Origin of the sequence: Streptomyces fulvoviolaceus, from assembly GCF_000718165.1 — a bacterium.
In the GTDB taxonomy this organism is placed as follows: Bacteria; Actinomycetota; Actinomycetes; order Streptomycetales; family Streptomycetaceae; genus Streptomyces; species Streptomyces fulvoviolaceus.
On the sequence record NZ_JOEY01000095.1, the window covers coordinates 1 to 20,282 of the forward strand.

The window sequence follows — 20,282 nt, forward strand, 5'->3', positions numbered from 1 at the left end:
AACATCGAAAAGGTCATGGACGGCGTCGCCGAGGCCGTCGGGCACCACGTACTCCTCCTCGGCACCGACAACCAACCCGACCCCCTTCCCGCGCTGTAATCGCCCGGCGGAGCCTCCTCTTGACCCGCGATACATCGCCGGACACAGAGCTCCCACACCCGGGCGCTGCGCCTGCAACAAGACGCATTGCCGCAACGCTCACTCAGCAACCGCAGCCCAGACTGAGACCGGGCGGCGAAGGGAACCTGCCTGACGAGGGTGCTGTCGGTATCCAGATCCACCGGCTCAAGCTTGTGGCCGTTGGCCGGGACCGTTTCCGTGACGTCTTCGTGAGACGGTCCGGGCTGCTCAGCCTTCCACTCCATGGCCGTCTCCCGTGTCTACGAGCTGTTCAGCGGCGGATCTTGGCCGCCTGCTGAGAGTCGGGGTGAAAGCCCACGATCGCATCGGCCAGGTCCGGAAGGTCGGACAGGCCGATTCCTAGGTCGTCCGGCAGCCACCGAGCGGTGAACTGTCCGATTGTGCAGGTGCCCGGGCCTGCTGGCAGGGGCAGGATGCAACGAGACCGTCTCCGGCAGACGGGTTGCGTTCGGGAAGGGACGACTGGTGCGGGTCCAGATACGGGTTGCGGGAGAGCGGCAGGAGGGTGAACTGCGCTCCCTGCAGGGATGGTTGCGGCGGGAGCCCGCCACTCGCGGGGCGGCAGTCTCGCTGGGCGGTACGGCACCTGCGCCGGGTTCCATGGGGCAGCTGATCGACGTCCTGCAGTTGGTGACGGGCAACGGCTGGAGCGCGGCGTCGTTCGTCCTGTCCGTCCTTGCATGGCGGCAGACCCGTCCCCGGCCGCCGCGGGTCGTGATCCGGCGCGGCGACATCGAGGTCAGCCTGGCCGAGGGGACGGAGGATGAGGTGCGGCGGATCGTGGCCGCGCTGGAGCAGGCCGACGACGCGCCTCGGTCTGCGTCGTGAGCGCGCTGCCCGATCCGGCCCGGTCGCGGGCCGTGCTGGTGGGGGTCAGCAGCTACCTCCAGCTCGAGTCGCTGCCGGCGGTGGCGAACAACCTGCCCGCTCTCGCGGCCCTCCTGACCAGCCCCGCCTCGTGGGATCTGCCTGCCTCACACTGCACCGTGGTTGCCGAGCCGGACACGGCGCCTGCCATGCTCGACGCGGTGCAGCAGGCCGCGGATTCGGCCGAGGACACCCTGCTGGTGTACTTCGCCGGGCACGGGCTGCTGGACGGTCGTGGCGAGCTGTTCTTCGGCCTGCCCGGCGCCGTCGCCGGACGCAGCCACACCGGCGTGACCTACCAGTCGCTGCGCGAAATCCTGACAGACTCCTTAGCGCAGCGGTTCGTCATCGTCCTCGACTGCTGCATGAGCGGGCGGGCGCTAGGGACGATGAGCAGTGGCGATGTGCTGGCCGACCAGGCCGGGATCGAGGGCAGCTACCTGCTGGCGGCGGCGCCCGACAACGGGCTGGCTCTCGCTCCGCCGGGCGCTGCGCATACCGCGTTCACGGGTGAGCTGCTGCGCATTCTGCGCCATGGTGTGCCCGGTCAGGCCCGCGACCTGGATCTGGACCTGGTCTACCGGGAGCTGCGCACGACGCTTACAGCGCAAGGACTGCCCCAGCCGCAAAAACGTGTCCGGAACACCGCCGGACGGCTCATCCTCGCCCACAACCACGCCTACCGACCAGCTCCGGCCGGCACTCCCGCCGACCCGGCGGGCGCCGCCTGGCCCGACCCCGGCCAGTGCCACACCCCCCGCGCGTTCCTGGAGGCCCTCGCCGAGGTCAGAGCCGTCAGCGGCCACACCATCACCGCCCTCAGCCAGCGCACCCAGCCGCCCATCGCACCCGCCACCATCAGCACCCTGCTCAACCGCACGACCCTGCCCCGGACATGGAAGACCCCGGAAATCTACCTCGCGGCCTGCGGACTGACAGGCGCGCAGATCGAGGAGTGGAAAACCGCCTGGCAGCAGCTGCGCACCACCGAACAGCCACCGCGCCCCACCCCGCCAGCCGCCGGTTCGTCGCCTGCGGTCCGCGGTTGGCGGGCACGACTGGGCCGCACAAAACGCCGACCGTGAACCACGACAGCGGCCCTGCCGTCGAGACGGCCGCATGGTGGCGGGCGGCTACCGGCCCACGGAAGCCGAGGACGCAGGCGACGACGGCCGGTCCGTAGTGCCCTGCGCATCCGAGTCCTGAGAAAACAGCCCCAGCCACGCCCCGACCAGCAGCAGCCCGACCACCACCACGCCCGTGGACTTCTTGCCCGGCTTACCCTTCGCACCACCCGCGGACCGGTTCACCCAATGCCCAGCCCGGTAGTACTGACCCGAACGCCCCGCCACGCCCAACACCCCCGAAAAGTAAGGACTTTGACAGCGAACCACCTGCCGCCGTCACAGAGTGTCGCAGCCATACGGCCAACTGGACAGCAGATGCACCTGAAATGGCCGATACATGCCGTGACATTCAGTGACATCACCAACACGGCCGCCGCGCCAGCGTGGTGACAGAGCCAGACAGCAACTACCGGGACACCCGGCCCCCAGTCGCCCGCAGGGGCCTCCCACTCAGGAAGCACCCGGCAAAGAACGCTCACGCCCGCCCAAGCAGAACCCCGTCTCCCCCACCCGCCCACGGCCCGGGCGCAAGACTCCGCTGGCCCGCGACGTGTGCACCAGCCCTTGTCTGCGTATCACTCGAGGGCTTCTGCTTCGATGATGTCGTAGAGCGGGGTGCCGTGAGCCCAGCGCTTCAGCTCCGGCCTACCTACCAGGACGATGCCGTGCCGGGCGGCGAACTCGATCGCAGGCCGGGTGAACCCGCTGAATCCGACCATGATGGGGTGATACGCACCGTGTTCCGGGCGCGCCGTTCCGTTGAAGGTCTGCACTTGCCTGGAACCCACGGGGCGCGCGTACTGCTTGCACTGCAGGACCAGCTTGCGGCCCTGGGCGTCCCAGGCCACCACATCGGCCCCGAGGTCCCCGGCACCGCCCACCCGGCGGACGTGGAGGAAGCCATCACGGGCCAGTAACTCGGCGCAGGCCTCCTCGAACCCGGTCGGGGTCATCGCGGCAAGCTCGCGCATGCGGTAGGTCCAAACGCCCGGCTCAGCATCGCCTTCGCGGACGCTCTCGTCGTATGCGGTCCGGGAGCCGACGCGGTCGATCAGCGTCACGGCCAGCAACACCAGTCCCAGGCAGGCGAACCCGGTCCACCACCGATGCTCCCCGATCCACGGCCATGCCGTGCCCGCCACCCACTGCCACAGCAACCGGGCGAGCGTGATCCCCACGATGACCGCACCCATGGCCTTCACCGCAGGCTTCAGCGTTCCGTCCGCGTACACCACACCCCCCAAGAAGCCGCAGGCTGCCAGGACCTCAACTCGGTTTATAGCAAGGGCCACTGACACTCACTCAGCCGAGCGGGAAGCCGCCCGGGCCGGCAAACGCGCACATCCGCCACCCGGTTAACCACCCGCCCCGAGTCGCAGTCGGCACCGCGTAGCCGGCGCTGGCGCCCGGGTGCTGGGCAACCGCACGCGTCTGACTCGTACGGCGCATGCGCAAGCAGGCGCTGATGCCCTCTACCGCAGGCCCGCCTTCGCTCCTACCGTCAATTTCATGGCCAACGGGGTCTTTCACACCCGTACACCTGCACGCCGAGCCCGGCGGTCAGCGCGTACTCGGCCATTGCGGCGAACTGGGGGTGCATGGTCGGCTCGCCGCCGATGAACTGCACTGTTTCCACGCCGAGTTCGGTGGCTTCGTCGAGGACAGTTCCAGGAACGTCACGGGCGCGGGTGGTGCGGGTGCCTCCGGAGTGATCGTCATGAGCGCTCTCCCTTCGGTCGGTGGTGCTGTGGTGCCCGGCCGTTGTCCCTTTGGTGTGCGGCGGCGGCCGGGAGTCGGGGGCGGCGAGGGCTTGAGGGGGAACCGTGATCGTCTCGGGCCCCGCCGGGGAGGCTGACCGCGCTGAGCGGCACGTGCGGGCAGCTGGATGGGAGCAGTACCCCGCCCGGCGTGTGGATGCCGGACGGGGCACACCGCGCGGTCCTCGTCGGGGGAGGCGCGGACCGGCGGGTCTAGGGGGGCGTGAGGAAGGGACGCAGGCCCTTCCAGTCGTCGCCCGGCAGGGTCAGGGCCGGCACGGGCAGCGGTGCGGGCTGGCGGCTCCCCAGCGGGCGGCCACCTCGCGCAGTACCGCGGCGGTGCTCGGGTCGAAGAGGTCGCCCGGATGGTCCTGCCGGCACTCGGTGGAAACGGCGTGGACCGTGGCCCGGTCGCCGTCGACCACGGCCGTGACGATGACCCGGCTGCCGTCGTACGTCTCGATCACCTCGGCGACGAGGTCTCGCGCCCACGTCACCAGGACCTCTACGACGGGCGCGGGCACCTCCCAAGTCCCCAAAGTCACGCCCACGTTGAAAGCGGCGCGGTCGGGCGTGGCGGGGTCGCCCGTCGCGTAGTGGCGGGTCTCGTGCCACCGGCCGGCGGCCGTCACCGGGACCTCCGCCGCAGGACGAGGAGATTGACGGTGGCGTAGCGGCACAGGCCCGCGGCGAGCTGGCTCTGGCCCCATGACGACTCCACGGTCACCTCTCGGTGCGGCAGTAAGACGGCTTCGGGTGGTGCGGGAGCGTGCGCCGACAGCACACTGATCGTGGCGCGGGTGCCCTCGCACATCGCGGTCACGGTGACGTACGGGCTCGGCGCGAACTGAAGGACGTCCGCGATGAAGTCGGCGGCGAGCTCGGCGAGAAGGTCGGCCTGATGCTCCGCGGCACCCCACTCCTCATAGGCACCGGCCACACACGTATAGATCTCCTGCGGGAGTCCGTCCGTGACAGGCCAGGTCCTGCGGGCGGCCATGGACGGCGACGGCCGGAGGCCGGGAGCGGGCGACGCCGTCTCGTCACATGGCTACGGGGTACATCGGGCCAGTCCTCGGGGTGGTGGGGGAAGACGGTGTCGTCCTGCGTGGGCGCGTGGACGGACGGCGTGCCGCCCGCGAGCATGCGCGGGGGCGGAAGCTTCAGGCAGGCCCACACGGCGGTGCCGGTGCCTGCGGGTTTCGCCTCGTACCGGCCTGCCAGGGCCCCGACGAGGACCAGCCCGCGGCCGTGCTCGTCCTCGTCGTCCGCCCGGCGGACCTCGACGGGGCGACGCGGGCCCTGATCGACGACGACCGCCCACACGTCACTGGCGGTGAGCAGCAGGGCTACGGTGACGCGCTCGCCCGGTGCGTGCCGCACGGCATTGGTGGCGAGTTCCGACACGATCAGGGCCAGGTCATCACTGATCGAGTACGCCCGGCTGCACCAGTACGAAGCACAGCCCGTCGGCCGACGCAGGCCGACCACCACCGGCCCCATCTGGCTCTGGTGGTATCCGGTCTTCCCTCGCGTGCTCTTCGTGCTCACCGGCGCCTCTCGGGCCAAGCTGGGAGACAGAATCAGCGATCTGCAGGCGATGGTCGCTCAGCACCCGCTCGTCGCCGCCCTCGCCCGTGAGGTTCACCTGGGGGCCGCCGTCCTGGAAGACATCGAGGAGCACGGTCCCACCGGCTCGGTGTGGGCGCCTCTGGCTGGGGGCGAGCCCCGTCCCTGGACCGACTTGTGATGGCTCTGCTCGCGTCTTGGTCGGGCGCCTGACCTTGCGCCGAAGTCGACGAGGCGCAGGAGCGGTGAGGGCTTCAGGGTCGCCCAGCTCACCGGCCGGTCCCGTACCGAGGTCTCCCGTGCGCTCAGGACCGCCAAGACGGTCGGCGAGCGGAGCCTTTCGGCGCTCGCCGAAGCCGGTACGTACGACTCGAAGTGCTCGGTGTACTGGGCGAGTTCGGCTACAACCCCGCCGCTGCAGACCGGCTGCTGGAAGCTCACCGCGCCGGTCGCTTCGAGTTCCAGGTCAGTGTCAGAGCGCGTCGACCGCGAGGAGCAGCAGGCCCGCGTCACGGTCCGCCCGCAGCTGACGGCCGCCGGAGTGCGGCTGGCCGAGGACGGTGACACGCTTCCGCCGACCGCCGAGTTGCTCGCCGAGCTTGACGGGCCGGACGGCGAGCCGCTGACCGTCGAAGCGCACGCCGCCTGCCGCGGCCATGTGGCGACCTGGGCCGAAAACCCCCGCGAGCCCAGTGCGGTGGACTACTTCTGCACCGACCCGGACCGCTTCGGCCACCGTCCGCCCAGGAAGACGACCAGGAGGCGGACGGCGACGGGGAGGAGCGGCCGAGGCAGGCGGCGGAGTCCAAGCAAGCCGTCGGAGCCGTCGCGCGAGTACGTCAAGACGGGCAACAAGCTCAGTCTGTGACGGCCACCATGGCAATCGACACCAGGATCCCTGGCCGGTCGACACCCAGCTTGCTCACACAGCGCGGCGGCCGCACATCGGGGAAGAACTCGTCGAAGACCTCGATGATGCCGTCGGCGTCTTCGGGTCGCATGAGCAAGGTGTGGACCATGACGGCGTCGCTCAGCTCGGCGCCACCGGCGCGCAGGATCGCCTGGCAGTTGAGCAACGACTGGCGGGTCTGCTCCTGGACCGTGGATCCTGCGAGTTCACCGGTCGCCACGTCGACTCCGACTGTTCCAGCAACGTAGACCGTGTTGCCGACCTTGACCGCCTGGCTGTAGCTGGGGTACTCGGGCGCCTCGGGGGTGGAGATGACTTTTCGGGGCATCGAACGGGCTCCTGTCTCGGAGGTTCCTGCTCGCCGCGTACAGATCGACCTTGGGCTTCGGTGGCATCACCGATTCCTTGTCCCGCAGAGCGTTCCCAGGCTCTCACCGCAAGCCCCCGGGTGCTGCCCGAACTCGGATACATCGTCCTCTGGCGAAACTGGGCGTTCCCCGCTCTGAACGACAAGTGGTGTCGGCTCCCACGTACCAAACCAGCCCTCGGTTGACGTTGGTCATGAGCCCAGAAGAACAGGGGCGGAGATGGTGATACAGCCCTATAACCGGCGGGGACACCGGTCGGTGAGGGGCAGCCGGCCGGGCCCTGTACGGTCCGCCCGCCCCCGGGAGCTCACGGGGTACGAGGACGGGCGGGGACCAGGTGGGCCGACGCGAGGCTGTGCAGGGCGCGGGCGTCCGGGCAGTAGTCCCGGTGGGTGCAGCGCGCGCACGTCGTGAGTGCATCTCGGCTGCGTTCACGAAGTCGGGGTGCACGGCTGGTCGGCGAGTGGAACCAGGTCGTACACGTCGCGGCAGCCCGGGCAGGCGAACAGGCTGCCGCCTGAGCCGGAGCCCTGCTCGAAGACCCGGATCAGCCGGACGCCTCGGGCGTAGTTCTGGTGCCAGGCGCACCAGCCGTAGCCGACGGGAATGCTCGCGCTGTCCGCGCTCTGCGCGGGCTCGGCCATGTCGACTCCCACCAGTCGGTCACGCCCGGGGCCGTTCACAGCGGCCGCCGGGTTTCGTCGTGTCTGCTGACGCTAAGAGCGCGATGTGCAGCACAGCCAGCGATGTGCAGATCTGTGCAAGAAGCGGTTCAGCAAGGGATGTTGGCCGCTTCGCACCCTTGACCGGTGCGCCCTCGGAGACGACGGTAATGCAGAAAACTGCACACCTCATCGAGGGAGCTGATCATGCCGCTACTGTTCATCGGGATCGACCCCAACACCGGTGACGACGAGAGTCCCACCGTGTGGGTCGACCAGGACAAGCAGGAACTCGTCTTCCAGGGCTGGAAGCCGAACCCCGAACTCGAAGCGGAATGCGCGGCGTTCGAGGTTCCGGGCCACGCCAAGGGGATCCCGGACCACGAGGCAGTCGTCAGGGTCCCCGCCAGGATGGTGCACATGATCAGGGAGGCATGCGATGCCGTCGAGCGTGCCGCCGTTCAGTGAGCTGCTCGCCGGCTGCACACACTCGGCTGTGCATCTGGAGATGCGCGACTCGTACGCCGTCGACTACGAGAAGGGGCCGTTCGCCGACTGGCGGGCAGGATTCCGCCACGACCCGGCCAACCGCGCGTCCTGGTGGCGGCCGTGGCTCGACCTGATCCAGGAGACGGTGGGCCGCGGCGTCGTCGTGCGCCGGGCCCGCATCGTGTCCGAACCGGTCAGCGCGTACACCCGCTTCCTGTACGACGGCACCTTCACCAACGTCGCCGCGGGCGAACAGGTGCGGTGGCTGCCGCGCCGCCGCGCCTCGGACATCGCGCTGCCCGGCAACGACTTCTGGCTGATCGACGACCAGCTGATCCGGTGGAACCACTTCACCGGCGAGGGCGCCTCGGCCGGGCAGGAGGTCTCGGAAGATCCGGCGGCCGCCAAGCTGTGCACCGACGCCTTCGAAGCCGTATGGGCGCGCGCCATTGCGCACGACCAGTACGAGATCCGCTGACAGAAAGCACCGGTAGGCCAGCTCATGCCCGTCTCTCCATCCTCGTCTGCCCAGGCCGCGCGAGAGGCCGTCGCCGGACGGCTGCGTGACCTCCGCAAGATGGCCGGGCTGACGATCACCGGGCTGGCCGACCGGTGCGGCTGGCACCACTCCAAGACGTCCCGCATCGAGAACGCTCTCACCGGCCCCACGGCGACCGACATCCGCCGGTGGTGCGCTGCTGTCGACGCCGCGCATCAGGCTCAGGATCTGATCGTCCAGTCGGTGAACGCCGAGACGATGTACCGGGAATGGCGCCACCAGGTCCGAGGCGGTCTGAAGCAGCTGCAAAACAGCTCGGCGCAGTTCTTCCGCGACACCGGGCTCTTCCGCGTGTACTCCTCCACCCTCGTGCCGGGACTCCTGCAGACCGAGGGCTACGCCGCCGGCGTCCTGCGCACGGCCGCCCGCTTCCGGGAACTCCCTCTCGACGACAGCGCCGAAGCGGCCCGTGTCCGAGTGGAGCGCTCACGCGTCATCCACGAACCAGGGCGGCGTTTCGTGCTCCTCCTCGAAGAGGCCGTTCTGTACTGCCAGATCGCGGATTCGGACGCCATGGCAGCCCAACTCGGCTACCTGCTCACCGCCGGGGCGCAGCCGACGGTGTCCCTCGGCATCATCCCGACGGCTGCGCGCGAGCGGACCCAGTGGCCGCGGGAAACATTCCACGTCTACGACGACCACCTCGTGTCGGTGGAACTCGTATCGGCCCGCGTGAGGATCACTCAGCCTGCCGAGATCGCCCTCTACCTCAAGGCGTTCGAGGAATTGCGGAGCATGGCCGTGTACGGAGCGAACGCACGCACCCTCATCCTCAAAGCCATCGAAGCACTGCACTGACCCGGACCGGCAGGGGTCCTGCGGCGTGGCAGCCTCCCGTGACTACAGCAGCCAGGGAGCGGGCCCGGTGCGCGTGGCCCAAGCGGCTAGGGCGGCCTCGTCGAAGAGCCGGATCCCGCTGTTGACGGCGTACTGGGCCGCCGGCTTGGTGAACACCGAGGTGGTGACGACCACGGCGACCTGGGCGCCGTGGACGCTGTAGCAGGTGCCCCCGAAGCGCTGCAGGTCCGGGCTGCCGACCTTCGTGGTGGGCCCGTACCGCTTGCACTGGATGACGAGGCGCCGGCCGTCGGGAGCGGTGGCGACGACGTCGGCGCCGAGGTCGCCGGCGCCTCCCACGACCTGGGCTCCCTGACAGCCGTCGCGTTCGCACAGGAACGCGACGGCATGCTCGAACTCGCGCGGGTTCATGGCGTGGTAGCGCGCCACTTCGGTGGACTGCAGCATGCGCACGTGCCGCAGTTCAGCGGCTTGCCGGGCCCGGCGCCTGCCGAGGGCGATGCTGCTGGCGGCGAGGAGAACGAGCAGGATGAGGGCGCCTGCGCCGTTCCCGTCGGCCCACATGAGCAGCATGGCCGGGATGAGGACGCCGGCGCCGGCCGCGTAGAGGCAGCCGACGGCTCCGGCCGGCGTGGCTGATTGTGTGGTGCGGCGTGCGGGCGCGCCCATGGATCCCCCCGAGGTGTGCGAGGTGGGGATGCTATCCGGGCGGCCGGCGGTGAGCCGGTGAAAACGCAGCGATGCGCCCGCTCGTGTACACGGCCCGCGACGGCCGCCGCCTGGCCCCGGCCGCTCGGCGTGGACTGGCCACGGGCCGCCCTGCTGGCGGGGGACTTCCCCACCACCTTCGCCACCGCGCAGTCCCTGGGCTGGGAAGGCCGCCATCAGCGCGTCCTGGGGGATCTGTGGTGGGTCAAGGGAGAACCCGCCCGCGCGGCCGTCGCCTACCCGGGCCGGCCGCCTCGAAGCCGAACAGCACGCGAAATCCGGCGAGGCCGCGCACAACCAGGCCCGGCGCGCCCTCGCCATCGCCTTCCTCGCCCCCCGCCAGGCCGACGACGAACTCGACCTGGCCGAACAGCTCCTCGCCCACCTCGACCTGCGCGCCACCCGGATCAACGCGGCCATCGCCGCCCTCATCCACGCCGCCGCCGGCAGCACCCCCGAGCAGGTCGCCGAAACGGTGCGGGACGCACTCGACGGCCCCGTCATCCACGACCACCTCACCACCGGACCCGCCTACTACGCCCTCGTCCCCCACGCGCCAGGCCTGCGCTGGCCCGGCGCCCACGACACCCCGCTCCTGGGACCCGGGGTGCACCTCGGCGTCCCCGCCCTCGAACACACCACCCCACCCGGCACCCACTGGATCACCCCAGCCCCGCCACCGGGACGACCTCTGCCCACCCGACACCGTCTTCGACCTCATCCTCACCGGCCGCCGCACACTCCCCCGCACACCTGACACACCCGGCGGCGGCCGCGACACCCACACCCCACCACCACACCACTGACAGAACGTCAGGTGGCACGTCCGGTGATGTCCATGAGTTCTCGCACACCCAGCCGGCACGTCAGGGTCCCCGTGATGGCCCTCTCCCCCACCACCCCGAGCACCCGGCCTTATCCGGACGCAGCCCAGCAGCCCACCCGGCATCCCCCGACTCGGCAAGGCCCCGGCAGGAACGCCCCCTGCCGCCGTCCGCCCCTACCGCAGCGTCGCCGGCGGTGCGCTGCCGGCGCGGGAGGTGCGTCTGCGACTGGGCAGGCCGGTGTCGAAGGTGCGCGGGACACGACGGGTCCAGGGCGGGGTCGCGGACAGGATGAAGCGGATGCGATCGGCGAAGCGGGGCTCGGGGACGGGGATTTCGACGCCGGGGTGGCGGCGGTAGCCGCGGGTGACTGCGTTGGCAACGTAATTGGTGATGGCATCGGCACGATGGGTGCGCGGCCGCCGGCCGGGGCGGCGAGATGGCTGAGGATGCGCAGGACTGTGGGGATGCTGGCGTCGAAACGAAAGTGGTGCAGGGGCGGGCAGACGCCGGAGACGGTGAAGGTGTCCTGGGCCAGTGCGCATACACACCATCGCCCCGATGCCCCACGAAGGACTCCTCTGTATCAGCTACTAGGACACCGATATCGAAATCCGCTGAACATATGGTGATTCGTTGCGTAGCGGCTCAAGCTGGAGACACACTGACTGGACCCAGCGGGGGAGCATCGATGGCGTTCAGCTCTTTGTGCAAGACAGACCCTTTGCTTGACTTCATCCGCGATACCTACCAGGTGGTTCCATTGCGGCTGCCAGACGCGCGTTGGCGTCCGCTGGCACTGTTCACCGTCGATCGGCACGACCGCGCCGTCAGATATCTGGGGAACGCACGGGAGCTGTTCGGAGGGCCCGGGCCACGCGTAGAGACCGTCAAGATTCCGCATGTTGAGTACCAGCGCTCGGCTCGGCACGAGTGGGGCTTGACGCTTGGCGTCGTTGCGCCGTTCATCTCGGCACTGCTCGGCATCCCACTACCGGACCTTGAGGCGTCTGTGACTGCCCGGGCCTACCGGCGAACGGCCATCCAGATCTCGCTCGGCCGGACGAGCCGCTCGCTGGCAAGTGTGCTGGGGATCGCCTCATGGCTTGAAGCACATCCGTTGGTGCTCCCCGCGCCGCTGGATCCGAGGGCCGCACTGTACATCGTCGATGCGACGGTTAGCGCCCGCGAGCTGCATCTCAGCACAGACAGCGATCGCGGCTCGGAATTGACTGCGCAGCTAGCGGCGGCGATCGCAGGGAGTGCGGAGCCGTCCCGGCTGGCACGGAGCGAGACCCGGCTCAGGATCACCGGAACGGCCCCGGCCCCGTTCGGCTTCAGCTGCCTTGAAGTCGCGCCATCCGCCGACCGCACGTTGGCCAGGCTGCACCTGCCCGAATCGGCGCCAAGGGCAGCGGCGACCGGCGTCCATCTGCCCGGCGAGGAGGACCGCGTACAGCTGGCGGCCGCCAACGAGCTGACGGAGTTCGACTCGTGACGGGCGACGCCCAGGCCCACCTGGAGAATCTGCAACGCCGCGCCTACCAGCAGCTCGGGATGCCAGTCCCGCACGCCGCACCACCGCACAAAAGCGAACTCGACTACTTCCTGCGGTATCTCGCAACGAACACGGCCTACTCGGAAGATCGCGCTCGGGAAGAGGCCCAGAAGATGTTCGCGCGCGAGGATGATCTGCCGGATCGACCAGACATCGCCCGCATCTCCTCCTCCCAGAACATCCTGACCGCGCGCGTCGACGAGCTGAAGACCGCGTGTGCAAGCCTCGACCCTTCCTGGGACCTGTCGAACATATGCTTCGGAGTGGTCCCTGGCGGAGGACTCGACGCCTACACCGAGCGAGTCAAGGACGAGTTCGCGATCATCATCCCTGAAGGCCTGTTTTCGCTAGCGAACCTGTTCTGCCGTCTGGTGGTCCTGCTTCAGCCGATCGAACCCGGCGGTTTCTACCTGCCGCTGGCCCAGTTTGAGCAGCTCCGCAGGGCCGGCGAGGACCCGCATGTGCGGTTCCGCACCGCGGACGTTCTGCGCGCCTACTTCCTGCACGGCGATCCTTATGCGGCTCTCCCTTACCGCAGCGCACTTCCTTACCAGGACACGTTCACCTACCTCATGACCGGCGCGGAGCTCTACGTCATCGCGCACGAGGCGGCGCACGTTCGGCTGGGTCATCTCGATACAGACAGCCCCATGACACCCGAGGAGGAACTCGCGGCCGACGAACTGGCCCACCGGATCCTCGTAAACAGCTTCTCCCGCCACGACGACCAGAGTGAGGCGCGGGCAGCCCTTGCTGGCTTCCTCTTTCACGGGCTGAACGAGATGTGGGAGAAGACCGTCTCCGCTGCCCTTGGTGAAGCCTTTGACTCAAGGCCAGCCGGGGAGCATCCGCCAGCGGCCGAGCGCACGGTCAGCTTCGGCCGTTCACTGCCGGATGCCACACCGCCACCGTGGTTCCTGTTCGTCTTCACGGCGGTGGACCTTGCGACCAGGCATCTCCCCGACTCGCTTCTTCCTGGTCTGCTGTTGGAAGCCGAGCGGCTGGGAGGGATCAACCAGCGTGCCGCTCCACGCGTGCTGGCACATCTCTGCCGGGCCTCCACCGCAGCCAAAGAACATCACTGGGCCGAGACGACCGCCAGGCTTATCGCGTCGGAGGACAGAGCAGACGTTCTGCTCGGTGCGTGGTTCCTCGTGGACGGCTTTCCACACATCGCCATTGACCTCTACAAAGGTCTCAGCGACGAGGACGATCCGGACTTCCAGGCACTCTGCCGAGTTGCCCTGATCACCCTGGAGCCCATCTACGAGCACTACTTCCCGCGGCTGGCAGAGCGCTTCCACGAGGTATACGAACAAGACAAGCTCGACGACTACATGGTCAACATGACCCGGTACGCCACGATGCAAGCCATCGGAATTCTTCGGGAACGGTCCGATTCGGCACCCTGGGTAGCCGGCTTCTTCGACGACCAGGCGGAAGAGACACACGGGACGGTGGAAGAGGGCCGAGGGTAGGACGGACTCGTCAAGAGCAAGCAGATGTTTTCCCGTGTGACCAGGGCGCCAGTTGTGTAAACCCACGACCAGCACCACCGGCTGCTACCCCACCGACGGCGAGCAGCGCCAAGAGGGCAGGGCCAGCACGGAGGAGCCGCGCCTGGATTTCTCGTTCCTCGCGGCGGACCCGAAGCCGGCCTGACTGGACAGGGCCTGTCTCACCCTTACCGGGAGCTACGCGCGTCTTGACCCTTCAACAGCCGGAGCACCAGACCGTCGCGCCTGGCCTCAGATGGCCCCGTCATCCACGACCACCTCACCACCGGACCCGCCTACTACGCCCTCGTCCCCCACGCGCCAGGCCTGCGCCGGCCCGGTGCCCACCTGACACACCCGGCGGCGGCCGCGACACCCACACCCCACCACCACACCACTGACACAACGTCAGACAGCACAGCAGGCAGGCCCTTGAAAGTCCTTCCCCATCGCCCTCACACCCGCAGGCCCTCACACCCGCAGGCCCTCCCCCCTGCCCGTGCCGAATGCAGCCCACCTGAGCGACCCCCCGCCTCGAGGAAAGCCCCGGCCGGTAATCGGGCCCTCTCGTGTCCGGCTACACCTCGTTGAAGCCGCGCGACGCGTCGTAGATGTCAGCCTCGACGACAACCACGAAGAAGCTCGTCACGACGTAATGGACCATGACGTGATCTTCCCAGGCCTCGCGCGTCACAGCGTCGTTCGTGTAGGCAAGGTAGCTGTCGGCGCCTTCAGGCTCAGCTGCGATCCTGTCGACGAGGCGCAGGAACTTCTCCCGATCTGCGGCCGGCATGTAGTCACGGAACCGCACAACCTGCTCGGTGAACTGCACGCGTCTGTAGTTCGCCCGTGATCTGGGAAGGGGGCGTTCGTGAGGATCGGGTCCGTGAAACGGTCTGAGCGTGTTGCTGTCATCGGAGTGGGCATTCTCGGAGCCAGCGTGGGCTGGAACCTGTCCCGGCACGGCGCCCAGGTGGTCTTCATCGACGCAGGCCAGCCGGGCGAAGGCGTCACCAACTGGTCTTTCTCGTGGGTCAACGCCAGCAACAAGACCGCGCGCAGGTCCTACTTCGACCTGAACGTCGCGGGCATGGCGGCGCACCGTGAGCTTGCCAGGACCATCGGGCCGGACTCATGGTGGTATCCCAGCGGCCACCTGCGCTGGACAGACGATCCCGCAGCGCAGGCGAAGCTCCTGGAAACGGCCGGACTGCTGGCCGGCTGGGACTACCGGGTCGAGGTGTACACGGGGGCCGAGGTGCGTCGCCGCCTCGAACCTGCTCTCACGGTGCCCGGCGAGGTTCCCGTCGTGTTCTACCCCGACGAAGCCTGGGTGCACGGACGTCATCTCGTCGGCCGCCTGGTCGGCCAGGCCGTTGCATCCGGCGCCGAGCTCCGGTCCGCCACCGCGGTCCGTGACATCGGCACCGGTGCCGACGGGAGCATCCGGACCCTCGCTCTGTCCGATGGGAGCCGTCTCGATGTCGACATCGTCGTGAACGCGGCAGGCTCCAGCGCCTCCCACGTCGCCGGGCTCATCGCACGGCACCTGCCGATGCGCCGGGAACCCGGCCTCGTCACCCGGATCGGCTGTGCTCAGGTCCCGGTCCACCGGGCCATGCACGCGCCTCACATCGAGATCCGTCCTGACGGAGACGCTTCGGTGGTCCTCCACAGCCGCGAGATCGACGCGCTCATCGACACCGGCGAAGAGCCGGCGCAACTCGCACGGCTGCTCCACGAATCGGCGCAGCACGTCGTTCCCGAGCTCGGCGGCTCCCGCATCGCACAGACACGGGTAGCCGACCGGCCCATCCCAGCCGACGGATTCCCCTCGGTGGGAGCGGTGCCGTCCGTGCCGGGCTACTACGAGGCCGTTTCCCACAGCGGCATCACGCTCGGACCGGTCATCGGCCGGCTGCTTGCTTCGGAGATCCTCAGCGGGAAGAGAGACGAGATGCTTGCGGACTTCCGCCCGGAGCGGTTCCTCCCGTGACAGCCCGGGCAAGCGCCACCACCACCGCGACCAGACGGGTGCGTCTCCGTGCGCCCGGACCAGGCTCGTAAAGCCGCACCGCCGCGTCCCGCGAGCCCCTGCCAGTCCTGCGCAGCCCCCCCATCCGCCGTACGGACGCCCCGCCTGCCCCGCCTGCCGCGCCCACGGGATCCGGTGACCACCACACCCCCGGGCCGCACCCTCCCGCCCGAGACCGGTACGCAGCCATGGCACGACGAGCCGGTTTCCGAGACTTGATCCTCTTGACTGGCCTTTCGCCAAGACACGTCGCGGCGCGTCCGTGCCCGAGAGGGAAATGCCACGAGGTTGAGACAACCCATGGCGGACACGGCGTGAGACACCGTCCAGAACGGCAGGTCACGGCTGCGCCGTATGGCATGGAGGCCGAGAACCCACATCTCAGCCTGGAAGCCACAGCCCTACCCGGCATGCCCGCACGGAGATCGCACTTGTCCGCATCTTGGGCACCTCGTCGTCGGCACTGCGGAGTGAGCGAGCGGCACAGCCGCATACCCGGCCGACCTCCCGCCGCGAGCGCGACAGACCGCCACAGCGTCTTCACGCCGGGCCCGGCACAGGCACAACGCGTGGTCAGGCCCTCGACCTGCTCGACGAACGTGCGTCGCCCGCAATCGGATCCGTCGCGGAAGAACCGCCGGACCTCCGACTTCACCACCACGCGGCGCCCACCGACGGGGCACTCGGCCAGCCGCCGCCGGTACCGGCTGTGCACCCGATGTGAGGCGGTTGCACAGTCCGGGCACCTCAACTCAGGTACGGCGCTGTGGGCTTCGGCCACAACCACCTCGCCCACCTCGGTCAACCGGCCGGCACCATCCCCACGGAGTTCGGGAACAGTACGTCCTTCAGCACGAACAGCTCCCCCATGAGCAGGGCATTCCCGCCGTCAAACGTGAGTTGGCCTCATCGAAGGCGGGCCGCCGCTATCGGGATGCCGTCTGCCGGCACCACGTGGCGGAGTGTCGCGCCCAGAGTGCGGGTTCAGACCGCGGGTTCAGAGCGCGCCTGCACGGGGCATCGCCGTCGGCGGCAAGCCGCGCCCTCCGTCATTCGCCGGCTCCATTGACAACGGCCGAGCAATGATGCACGTGTTCGATCCGCGCCGACAAAAGACGAGACCACTTTGACGGGGAGCCACTCCGGCGGGGGGGTGCGAACGGATCCGCGACGTGATGACAAGTACAGGGTGAGACCGTCGTCCGGCGGTCGGAGACGGAGATTCCGTGAAACCGGATACCCGGCAACACGAGGAGCGCAGCGACGGCGCCCCCAGCCGTGACGGCGGCAGCGACGCCCAGCTGACACGGTCGGCGGCGGGAGACGCGGCGGCGTTCACCCCGCTGGTTCAGGCGTACTCGCCCGCCCTGCACGGCTACTTCGCCCGGCGCATGCCCGGCGCGGCGGACGATCTGCTGGCCGAGGCGTGGTTGCAGGCGTTCGCCGCGCGGCGCACGTTCGACCCCTCGCGCGGCTCGGCGCGGGGCTGGCTGTTCGGGGTGGCCCGCAACGTTCTGGCCCAGCACCTGCGGCGGGCGGGGCGGCAGGAGGCCGTACCGGGAGTGGAGATCACCGATCCCTGGCAGGCGGTGGACCAGCGGCTCGACGCGGCCGCGCTGGCCCCCGCGCTGCGCCGGGCGCTGGCCGAACTGCCCGTCGAGGAACGGGAGGTGCTCCTGCTCGTCAGCTGGGAGCAGCTCACCCCCGCCGAGGCGGCCGCCGCCGTGGGCATCCCGGCGGGCACCGCCCGCTCGCGGCTGCACCGGGCACGGGGCCGGCTGCGCGACCGGCTCGCACCAACCGGCCCGGCCGGACGGCACCTGAGCGTGACGGGAGACATGGCATGAATACGTACGACGACGTGGAGCGGACCGGCATGAGTACGCAGGACGTGGAGGAGACCGGCATGAGCGAGCGGGCGGTGTTGCTGGACTTCCCCGGCGCCGATGACCTGATGGCCGCAGGGCGGGTCGAGCCGCCGTCGGCACAGGCGCTGGCCAGGGCACTGGCCGGGATCGAGGCGGCGGTGGCCGCGCAGGAGGCCGGGCACGCCGCCGGGCGCAAGAAGGGCGCTGTGGCGACCGCCCCGCTGCGGGGCATGTCCGGGCGCCGCCGGGCCCTCGTCGGCCTGTTCACCGCCGCCGCGGTCGCGGCCGGCGTGGCGACGTACACGAACACCGGTGAGACACCCACGGGCACCCGGAGCGAGACGCGCGCGGACACCGCGTCCGTCTTCCTCAACGACATCTCCACGGTGGCCGCCACCCAGTCGCTCTCCTCGGGGAAGTACTGGAAGACGCATCTGACGGTCGGCGACTCCTACCTCTCCAAGTCCATGGACTTCTACGTCGTCAACGACGGCAAGGCCTACAAAAAGGGGCGCCAACCCGACTGGCAGCTCGGGCCGAAGGACCTCGACTGGAAGGCCCTTAACCAGCTGACCACGGACCCGGCGAAACTGCTCCAGCTGCTCCAGACCCCGCCGAGGCCCAAGAGCATCTCCCCCTTCGACCAGGCGCTCACCCTGCTCGGCGGGTCCCCGGCGAGCCCGAAACTGCGGGCAGGGCTGTTCAAGGCGATGGCGGGGCTGAAGGGCGTCACACTCGTCGGGACCGTCAAGGACAGCACCGGGCGCAGCGGGACCGCCCTGGAGTTCGCGGAGGCCAAGAGCATCGGCCGGGTCATCGTCGACCCGAAGACGAGCTCCATTCTGGAGTACACCTTCACGTGGACGGCAGGAGCCAGCAAGGGCAAGGCCACCCATCAGACGTACCTGTCAGTGGGCTTCACTGACAAGATCGGCTGACACCGGACCGGCAGAGAGGTCCTCGAACGACCGAGGGTGCCTGAGGGCATACAGCGCCCCCAGGCACCCTCGGCCAATTGTTCCTGCTCCCGACGGCGGCTGCATGCACGGCCGCCACGCCGAGGACGCGGCCGACGAACCAGACACTCGCCGAGAAAGTCCGCACTCACCGAGGCGACACCGACCGCCCCAAACCCCACAACGGCGCCACGGCAAAGCCGGCCGGGGCACAACGCCAGGACCGGCCACCACGGAGGCGGATGACCACCAGACGCCATCCATTCCAGCCGTTCAAGGCTCCGTAGAACAGATCAGCGCGTTCAAAGAGCCCCACAACTACCCGGCCGAGGACACCGACAACCAGCACCCTGAGGCCGGCGGGGCAATCCCGGCATGAGACCCGAAGGGCCACAGCTCGAGCAGGTCGGCGCGCCGCCTCGGTCACGGACCGCGCAGATGCGGAGCATCGGTTGCACTCGCCGCCACGAGATGCGCCCGTGTACACGCTTGCCGAAGCCAACAGCCGTACGCCGTCCACGACTTCATAAACGCAGCGTCACACTCCACACAACAAGAGCCAGATCCTGAGATCCGACAACAGTTCTTCATGAGTCGTACCGCTGCGGGGGCCGTCTGTCTGATCTCGGTGACCGCCATGGCATGACCCGCTATGGCATTGAGGGGCACCGCACCACGTGACGGACTTCCAGCAGGGAAGGTTGCGCGACAAAAAACGGGTTGCAGTTGAAGATCGTGACGCGAATGCTTCCATCATGAAGATGCACGCCCATCAGCTGACGGTGTCACCTGAGACGGTGCGCATGTTGGTAGAGCAGCAGTTTCCTGAGTGGCGAAGCCTGCCAGTCAGGAGCATCGCTGCGCAGGGCACGGTCAACGCCGTCTTCCGTATTGGCGATCGGCTCACAGCCCGATTCCCTCTGGAGTCCGCAGACGTCGAGTCGACGCGGCGCTGGCTGGAGTCCGAAGCGGAAGCGGCTCGCGAGCTGGCAGGTCGCACGCGTTTCCCCACGCCCGAGCCGGTCGCGCTTGGTGAACCCGGGGTAGGTTACCCGCTTCCGTGGTCGGTGCAGACGTGGCTGCCCGGCGTCGTGGCCGCCGACGAGGACCCAGGCGAATCGTCTGCGTTTGCCCGTGACTTGGCCGATCTGATCGGCGAACTGCGCGCGATCGACACGCATGGCCGCACGTTCGTCGGCACAGGTCGAGGAGGCGACCTGCAGTCCCATGACGCGTGGATGGAGACCTGTTTCAGACACAGTGAGCACCTCCTGGATGTCCCTCGGCTGCGCCGTATCTGGGCAACTTTGCGTGATCTGCCGCGAGGTGCAGCTGAGGACGCCATGGCCCATTGCGATCTGATTCCTGGCAACGTGCTCGTGTCCGCCGGTCGGCTTGCGGGGATTCTCGACGTCGGCGGCTTCGGACCGGCTGACCCTTCACTGGATCTTGTGAGTGCGTGGCACCTGCTCGAGTCTGGGCCGCGGCAGCTGCTCCGTGATCACCTGGGTAGCGACGACCTTGAATGGGAGCGAGGCAAGGCGTGGGCTTTCGTTCAAGCGATGGGGTTGGTCTGGTACTACGTCAAAA

General features: G+C 68.9%; 22 protein-coding genes and 2 pseudogenes. 13 read left to right on the plus strand and 11 right to left on the minus strand.

Annotated features, from left to right (window positions below; genetic code table 11):
• Nucleotides 1–606: 606 nt before the first annotated feature.
• Both IG08_RS0150855 and IG08_RS0150860 read left to right on the plus strand, forming a co-directional pair.
• Nucleotides 607–969, plus strand: coding sequence for an effector-associated constant component EACC1 (locus IG08_RS0150855; protein ID WP_043457436.1), 363 nt, complete (start codon nucleotides 607–609; stop codon nucleotides 967–969).
• Entirely contained in the window at nucleotides 966–2,093 is a 1,128-nt protein-coding gene (locus tag IG08_RS0150860) for a caspase family protein (RefSeq protein ID WP_030621062.1), read from the plus strand. Before IG08_RS0150855 ends, IG08_RS0150860 begins: the two co-directional genes overlap by 4 nt.
• Before the next feature lie 617 nt (nucleotides 2,094–2,710).
• Here IG08_RS0150860 and IG08_RS0150870 read toward each other — a convergent pair.
• The 5 genes and pseudogenes from IG08_RS0150870 to IG08_RS63315 form a co-directional block, all read right to left on the minus strand.
• Nucleotides 2,711–3,370 carry a restriction endonuclease gene (locus tag IG08_RS0150870; protein ID WP_030621065.1) on the minus strand — a complete coding sequence of 220 codons (660 nt, stop codon included), beginning with the start codon at nucleotides 3,368–3,370 and terminating at the stop codon, nucleotides 2,711–2,713.
• Between the two features lie 272 nt (nucleotides 3,371–3,642).
• The gene (locus IG08_RS62685) at nucleotides 3,643–3,771 is read right to left on the minus strand and encodes a hypothetical protein (protein ID WP_267965068.1); all 129 of its coding nucleotides are present in this window, start codon (nucleotides 3,769–3,771) and stop codon (nucleotides 3,643–3,645) included.
• Nucleotides 3,772–4,158: 387 nt separating this feature from the next.
• Nucleotides 4,159–4,524, minus strand: a complete 366-nt coding sequence (locus tag IG08_RS0150880) for a hypothetical protein (protein ID WP_030621067.1) — start codon at nucleotides 4,522–4,524, stop codon at nucleotides 4,159–4,161.
• Nucleotides 4,521–4,892, minus strand: a complete 372-nt coding sequence (locus IG08_RS62125) for a hypothetical protein (protein WP_234343204.1) — start codon at nucleotides 4,890–4,892, stop codon at nucleotides 4,521–4,523. Before IG08_RS62125 ends, IG08_RS0150880 begins: the two co-directional genes overlap by 4 nt.
• Nucleotides 4,893–5,107: 215 nt before the next feature.
• Nucleotides 5,108–5,395: pseudogene (locus IG08_RS63315) on the minus strand (ATP-binding protein); the annotation flags it as partial.
• On the opposite strand from IG08_RS63315, the pseudogene IG08_RS0150890 reads away from it, so the two are divergent.
• Nucleotides 5,304–5,642, plus strand: a pseudogene (locus tag IG08_RS0150890) (replication-relaxation family protein); the annotation flags it as partial. The pseudogenes IG08_RS63315 and IG08_RS0150890 overlap by 92 nt on opposite strands.
• 288 nt (nucleotides 5,643–5,930) lie before the next feature.
• Nucleotides 5,931–6,329, plus strand: a complete 399-nt coding sequence (locus IG08_RS60470; RefSeq protein ID WP_158812398.1) for a hypothetical protein — start codon at nucleotides 5,931–5,933, stop codon at nucleotides 6,327–6,329.
• On the opposite strand, the gene IG08_RS0150905 is transcribed toward IG08_RS60470, so the two are convergent.
• Both IG08_RS0150905 and IG08_RS0150910 read right to left on the minus strand, forming a co-directional pair.
• On the minus strand, nucleotides 6,319–6,699 hold the full coding sequence (locus IG08_RS0150905) for a RidA family protein (RefSeq protein WP_030621076.1): 381 nt from the start codon (nucleotides 6,697–6,699) through the stop codon (nucleotides 6,319–6,321). The two genes, IG08_RS60470 and IG08_RS0150905, sit on opposite strands and share 11 nt — an antisense overlap.
• Before the next feature lie 471 nt (nucleotides 6,700–7,170).
• The gene (locus IG08_RS0150910) at nucleotides 7,171–7,383 is read right to left on the minus strand and encodes a hypothetical protein (RefSeq protein ID WP_030621081.1); all 213 of its coding nucleotides are present in this window, start codon (nucleotides 7,381–7,383) and stop codon (nucleotides 7,171–7,173) included.
• A gap of 225 nt (nucleotides 7,384–7,608) precedes the next feature.
• On the opposite strand from IG08_RS0150910, the gene IG08_RS0150915 reads away from it, so the two are divergent.
• Genes IG08_RS0150915 through IG08_RS0150925 form a run of 3 tightly spaced genes read left to right on the plus strand, consistent with a single transcriptional unit; the run spans nucleotide 7,609 to nucleotide 9,247 of the window.
• Nucleotides 7,609–7,869: a hypothetical protein gene (locus IG08_RS0150915; protein ID WP_030621086.1), complete on the plus strand. Its 261-nt coding sequence runs from the start codon at nucleotides 7,609–7,611 to the stop codon at nucleotides 7,867–7,869.
• Nucleotides 7,841–8,368 (plus strand): DUF6879 family protein, encoded by a 528-nt coding sequence (locus IG08_RS0150920; protein ID WP_030621090.1) that lies wholly within the window; start codon nucleotides 7,841–7,843, stop codon nucleotides 8,366–8,368. The genes IG08_RS0150915 and IG08_RS0150920 overlap by 29 nt, the downstream gene beginning before the upstream one ends.
• Before the next feature lie 24 nt (nucleotides 8,369–8,392).
• A complete protein-coding gene (locus IG08_RS0150925; RefSeq protein ID WP_030621093.1) occupies nucleotides 8,393–9,247 on the plus strand; it encodes a helix-turn-helix domain-containing protein in 855 nt (284 codons plus the stop codon).
• A 42-nt stretch (nucleotides 9,248–9,289) separates the two neighbouring features.
• On the opposite strand, the gene IG08_RS58420 is transcribed toward IG08_RS0150925, so the two are convergent.
• Both IG08_RS58420 and IG08_RS60475 read right to left on the minus strand, forming a co-directional pair.
• Nucleotides 9,290–9,916: a restriction endonuclease gene (locus IG08_RS58420; RefSeq protein WP_078656107.1), complete on the minus strand. Its 627-nt coding sequence runs from the start codon at nucleotides 9,914–9,916 to the stop codon at nucleotides 9,290–9,292.
• 244 nt (nucleotides 9,917–10,160) lie between these two features.
• Nucleotides 10,161–10,469 carry a hypothetical protein gene (locus IG08_RS60475; protein WP_158812399.1) on the minus strand — a complete coding sequence of 103 codons (309 nt, stop codon included), beginning with the start codon at nucleotides 10,467–10,469 and terminating at the stop codon, nucleotides 10,161–10,163.
• Between the two features lie 1,001 nt (nucleotides 10,470–11,470).
• Here IG08_RS60475 and IG08_RS0150940 point away from each other — a divergent pair.
• Entirely contained in the window at nucleotides 11,471–12,277 is an 807-nt protein-coding gene (locus tag IG08_RS0150940) for a hypothetical protein (protein WP_030621104.1), read from the plus strand.
• On the plus strand, nucleotides 12,274–13,815 hold the full coding sequence (locus IG08_RS0150945) for a M48 family metalloprotease (RefSeq protein ID WP_030621108.1): 1,542 nt from the start codon (nucleotides 12,274–12,276) through the stop codon (nucleotides 13,813–13,815). The genes IG08_RS0150940 and IG08_RS0150945 overlap by 4 nt, the downstream gene beginning before the upstream one ends.
• Nucleotides 13,816–14,410: 595 nt before the next feature.
• Here the strand turns inward: IG08_RS0150945 and IG08_RS0150950 are convergent.
• On the minus strand, nucleotides 14,411–14,665 hold the full coding sequence (locus IG08_RS0150950; protein WP_030621110.1) for a hypothetical protein: 255 nt from the start codon (nucleotides 14,663–14,665) through the stop codon (nucleotides 14,411–14,413).
• Between the two features lie 54 nt (nucleotides 14,666–14,719).
• Here IG08_RS0150950 and IG08_RS0150955 point away from each other — a divergent pair, with 54 nt between their 5' ends.
• Complete coding sequence (locus IG08_RS0150955; protein ID WP_030621112.1) at nucleotides 14,720–15,829, plus strand: NAD(P)/FAD-dependent oxidoreductase; 1,110 nt, start codon at nucleotides 14,720–14,722, stop codon at nucleotides 15,827–15,829.
• Here IG08_RS0150955 and IG08_RS62905 read toward each other — a convergent pair.
• Entirely contained in the window at nucleotides 15,771–16,664 is an 894-nt protein-coding gene (locus IG08_RS62905) for a transposase family protein (protein WP_338060199.1), read from the minus strand. The two genes, IG08_RS0150955 and IG08_RS62905, sit on opposite strands and share 59 nt — an antisense overlap.
• A 430-nt stretch (nucleotides 16,665–17,094) precedes the next feature.
• Between IG08_RS62905 and IG08_RS0150960 the strand changes: the two genes are divergently transcribed.
• The 3 genes from IG08_RS0150960 to IG08_RS0150970 all read left to right on the plus strand — a co-directional run.
• Nucleotides 17,095–17,715, plus strand: coding sequence for an RNA polymerase sigma factor (locus tag IG08_RS0150960; protein ID WP_234343205.1), 621 nt, complete (start codon nucleotides 17,095–17,097; stop codon nucleotides 17,713–17,715).
• Nucleotides 17,712–18,674: a hypothetical protein gene (locus tag IG08_RS0150965; protein ID WP_030621116.1), complete on the plus strand. Its 963-nt coding sequence runs from the start codon at nucleotides 17,712–17,714 to the stop codon at nucleotides 18,672–18,674. The genes IG08_RS0150960 and IG08_RS0150965 overlap by 4 nt, the downstream gene beginning before the upstream one ends.
• A 773-nt stretch (nucleotides 18,675–19,447) precedes the next feature.
• Nucleotides 19,448–20,282 (plus strand): aminoglycoside phosphotransferase family protein (locus tag IG08_RS0150970; protein ID WP_043457440.1); only part of this gene is annotated, 835 nt, incomplete at its 3' end.

Bases quoted from the DNA above. Each gene is read 5' to 3' on its own strand.
- IG08_RS0150915 (WP_030621086.1), top strand. From the start codon at position 7,609: ATGCCGCTACTGTTCATCGGGATCGACCCCAACACCGGTGACGACGAG.
- IG08_RS0150910 (WP_030621081.1), bottom strand. From the start codon at position 7,383: ATGGCCGAGCCCGCGCAGAGCGCGGACAGCGCGAGCATTCCCGTCGGC.
- IG08_RS0150940 (WP_030621104.1), top strand. From the start codon at position 11,471: ATGGCGTTCAGCTCTTTGTGCAAGACAGACCCTTTGCTTGACTTCATC.
- IG08_RS0150965 (WP_030621116.1), top strand. From the start codon at position 17,712: ATGAATACGTACGACGACGTGGAGCGGACCGGCATGAGTACGCAGGAC.
- IG08_RS62125 (WP_234343204.1), bottom strand. From the start codon at position 4,892: ATGGCCGCCCGCAGGACCTGGCCTGTCACGGACGGACTCCCGCAGGAG.
- IG08_RS0150905 (WP_030621076.1), bottom strand. From the start codon at position 6,699: ATGCCCCGAAAAGTCATCTCCACCCCCGAGGCGCCCGAGTACCCCAGC.
- IG08_RS58420 (WP_078656107.1), bottom strand. From the start codon at position 9,916: ATGGGCGCGCCCGCACGCCGCACCACACAATCAGCCACGCCGGCCGGA.
- IG08_RS0150925 (WP_030621093.1), top strand. From the start codon at position 8,393: ATGCCCGTCTCTCCATCCTCGTCTGCCCAGGCCGCGCGAGAGGCCGTC.
- IG08_RS0150920 (WP_030621090.1), top strand. From the start codon at position 7,841: ATGCCGTCGAGCGTGCCGCCGTTCAGTGAGCTGCTCGCCGGCTGCACA.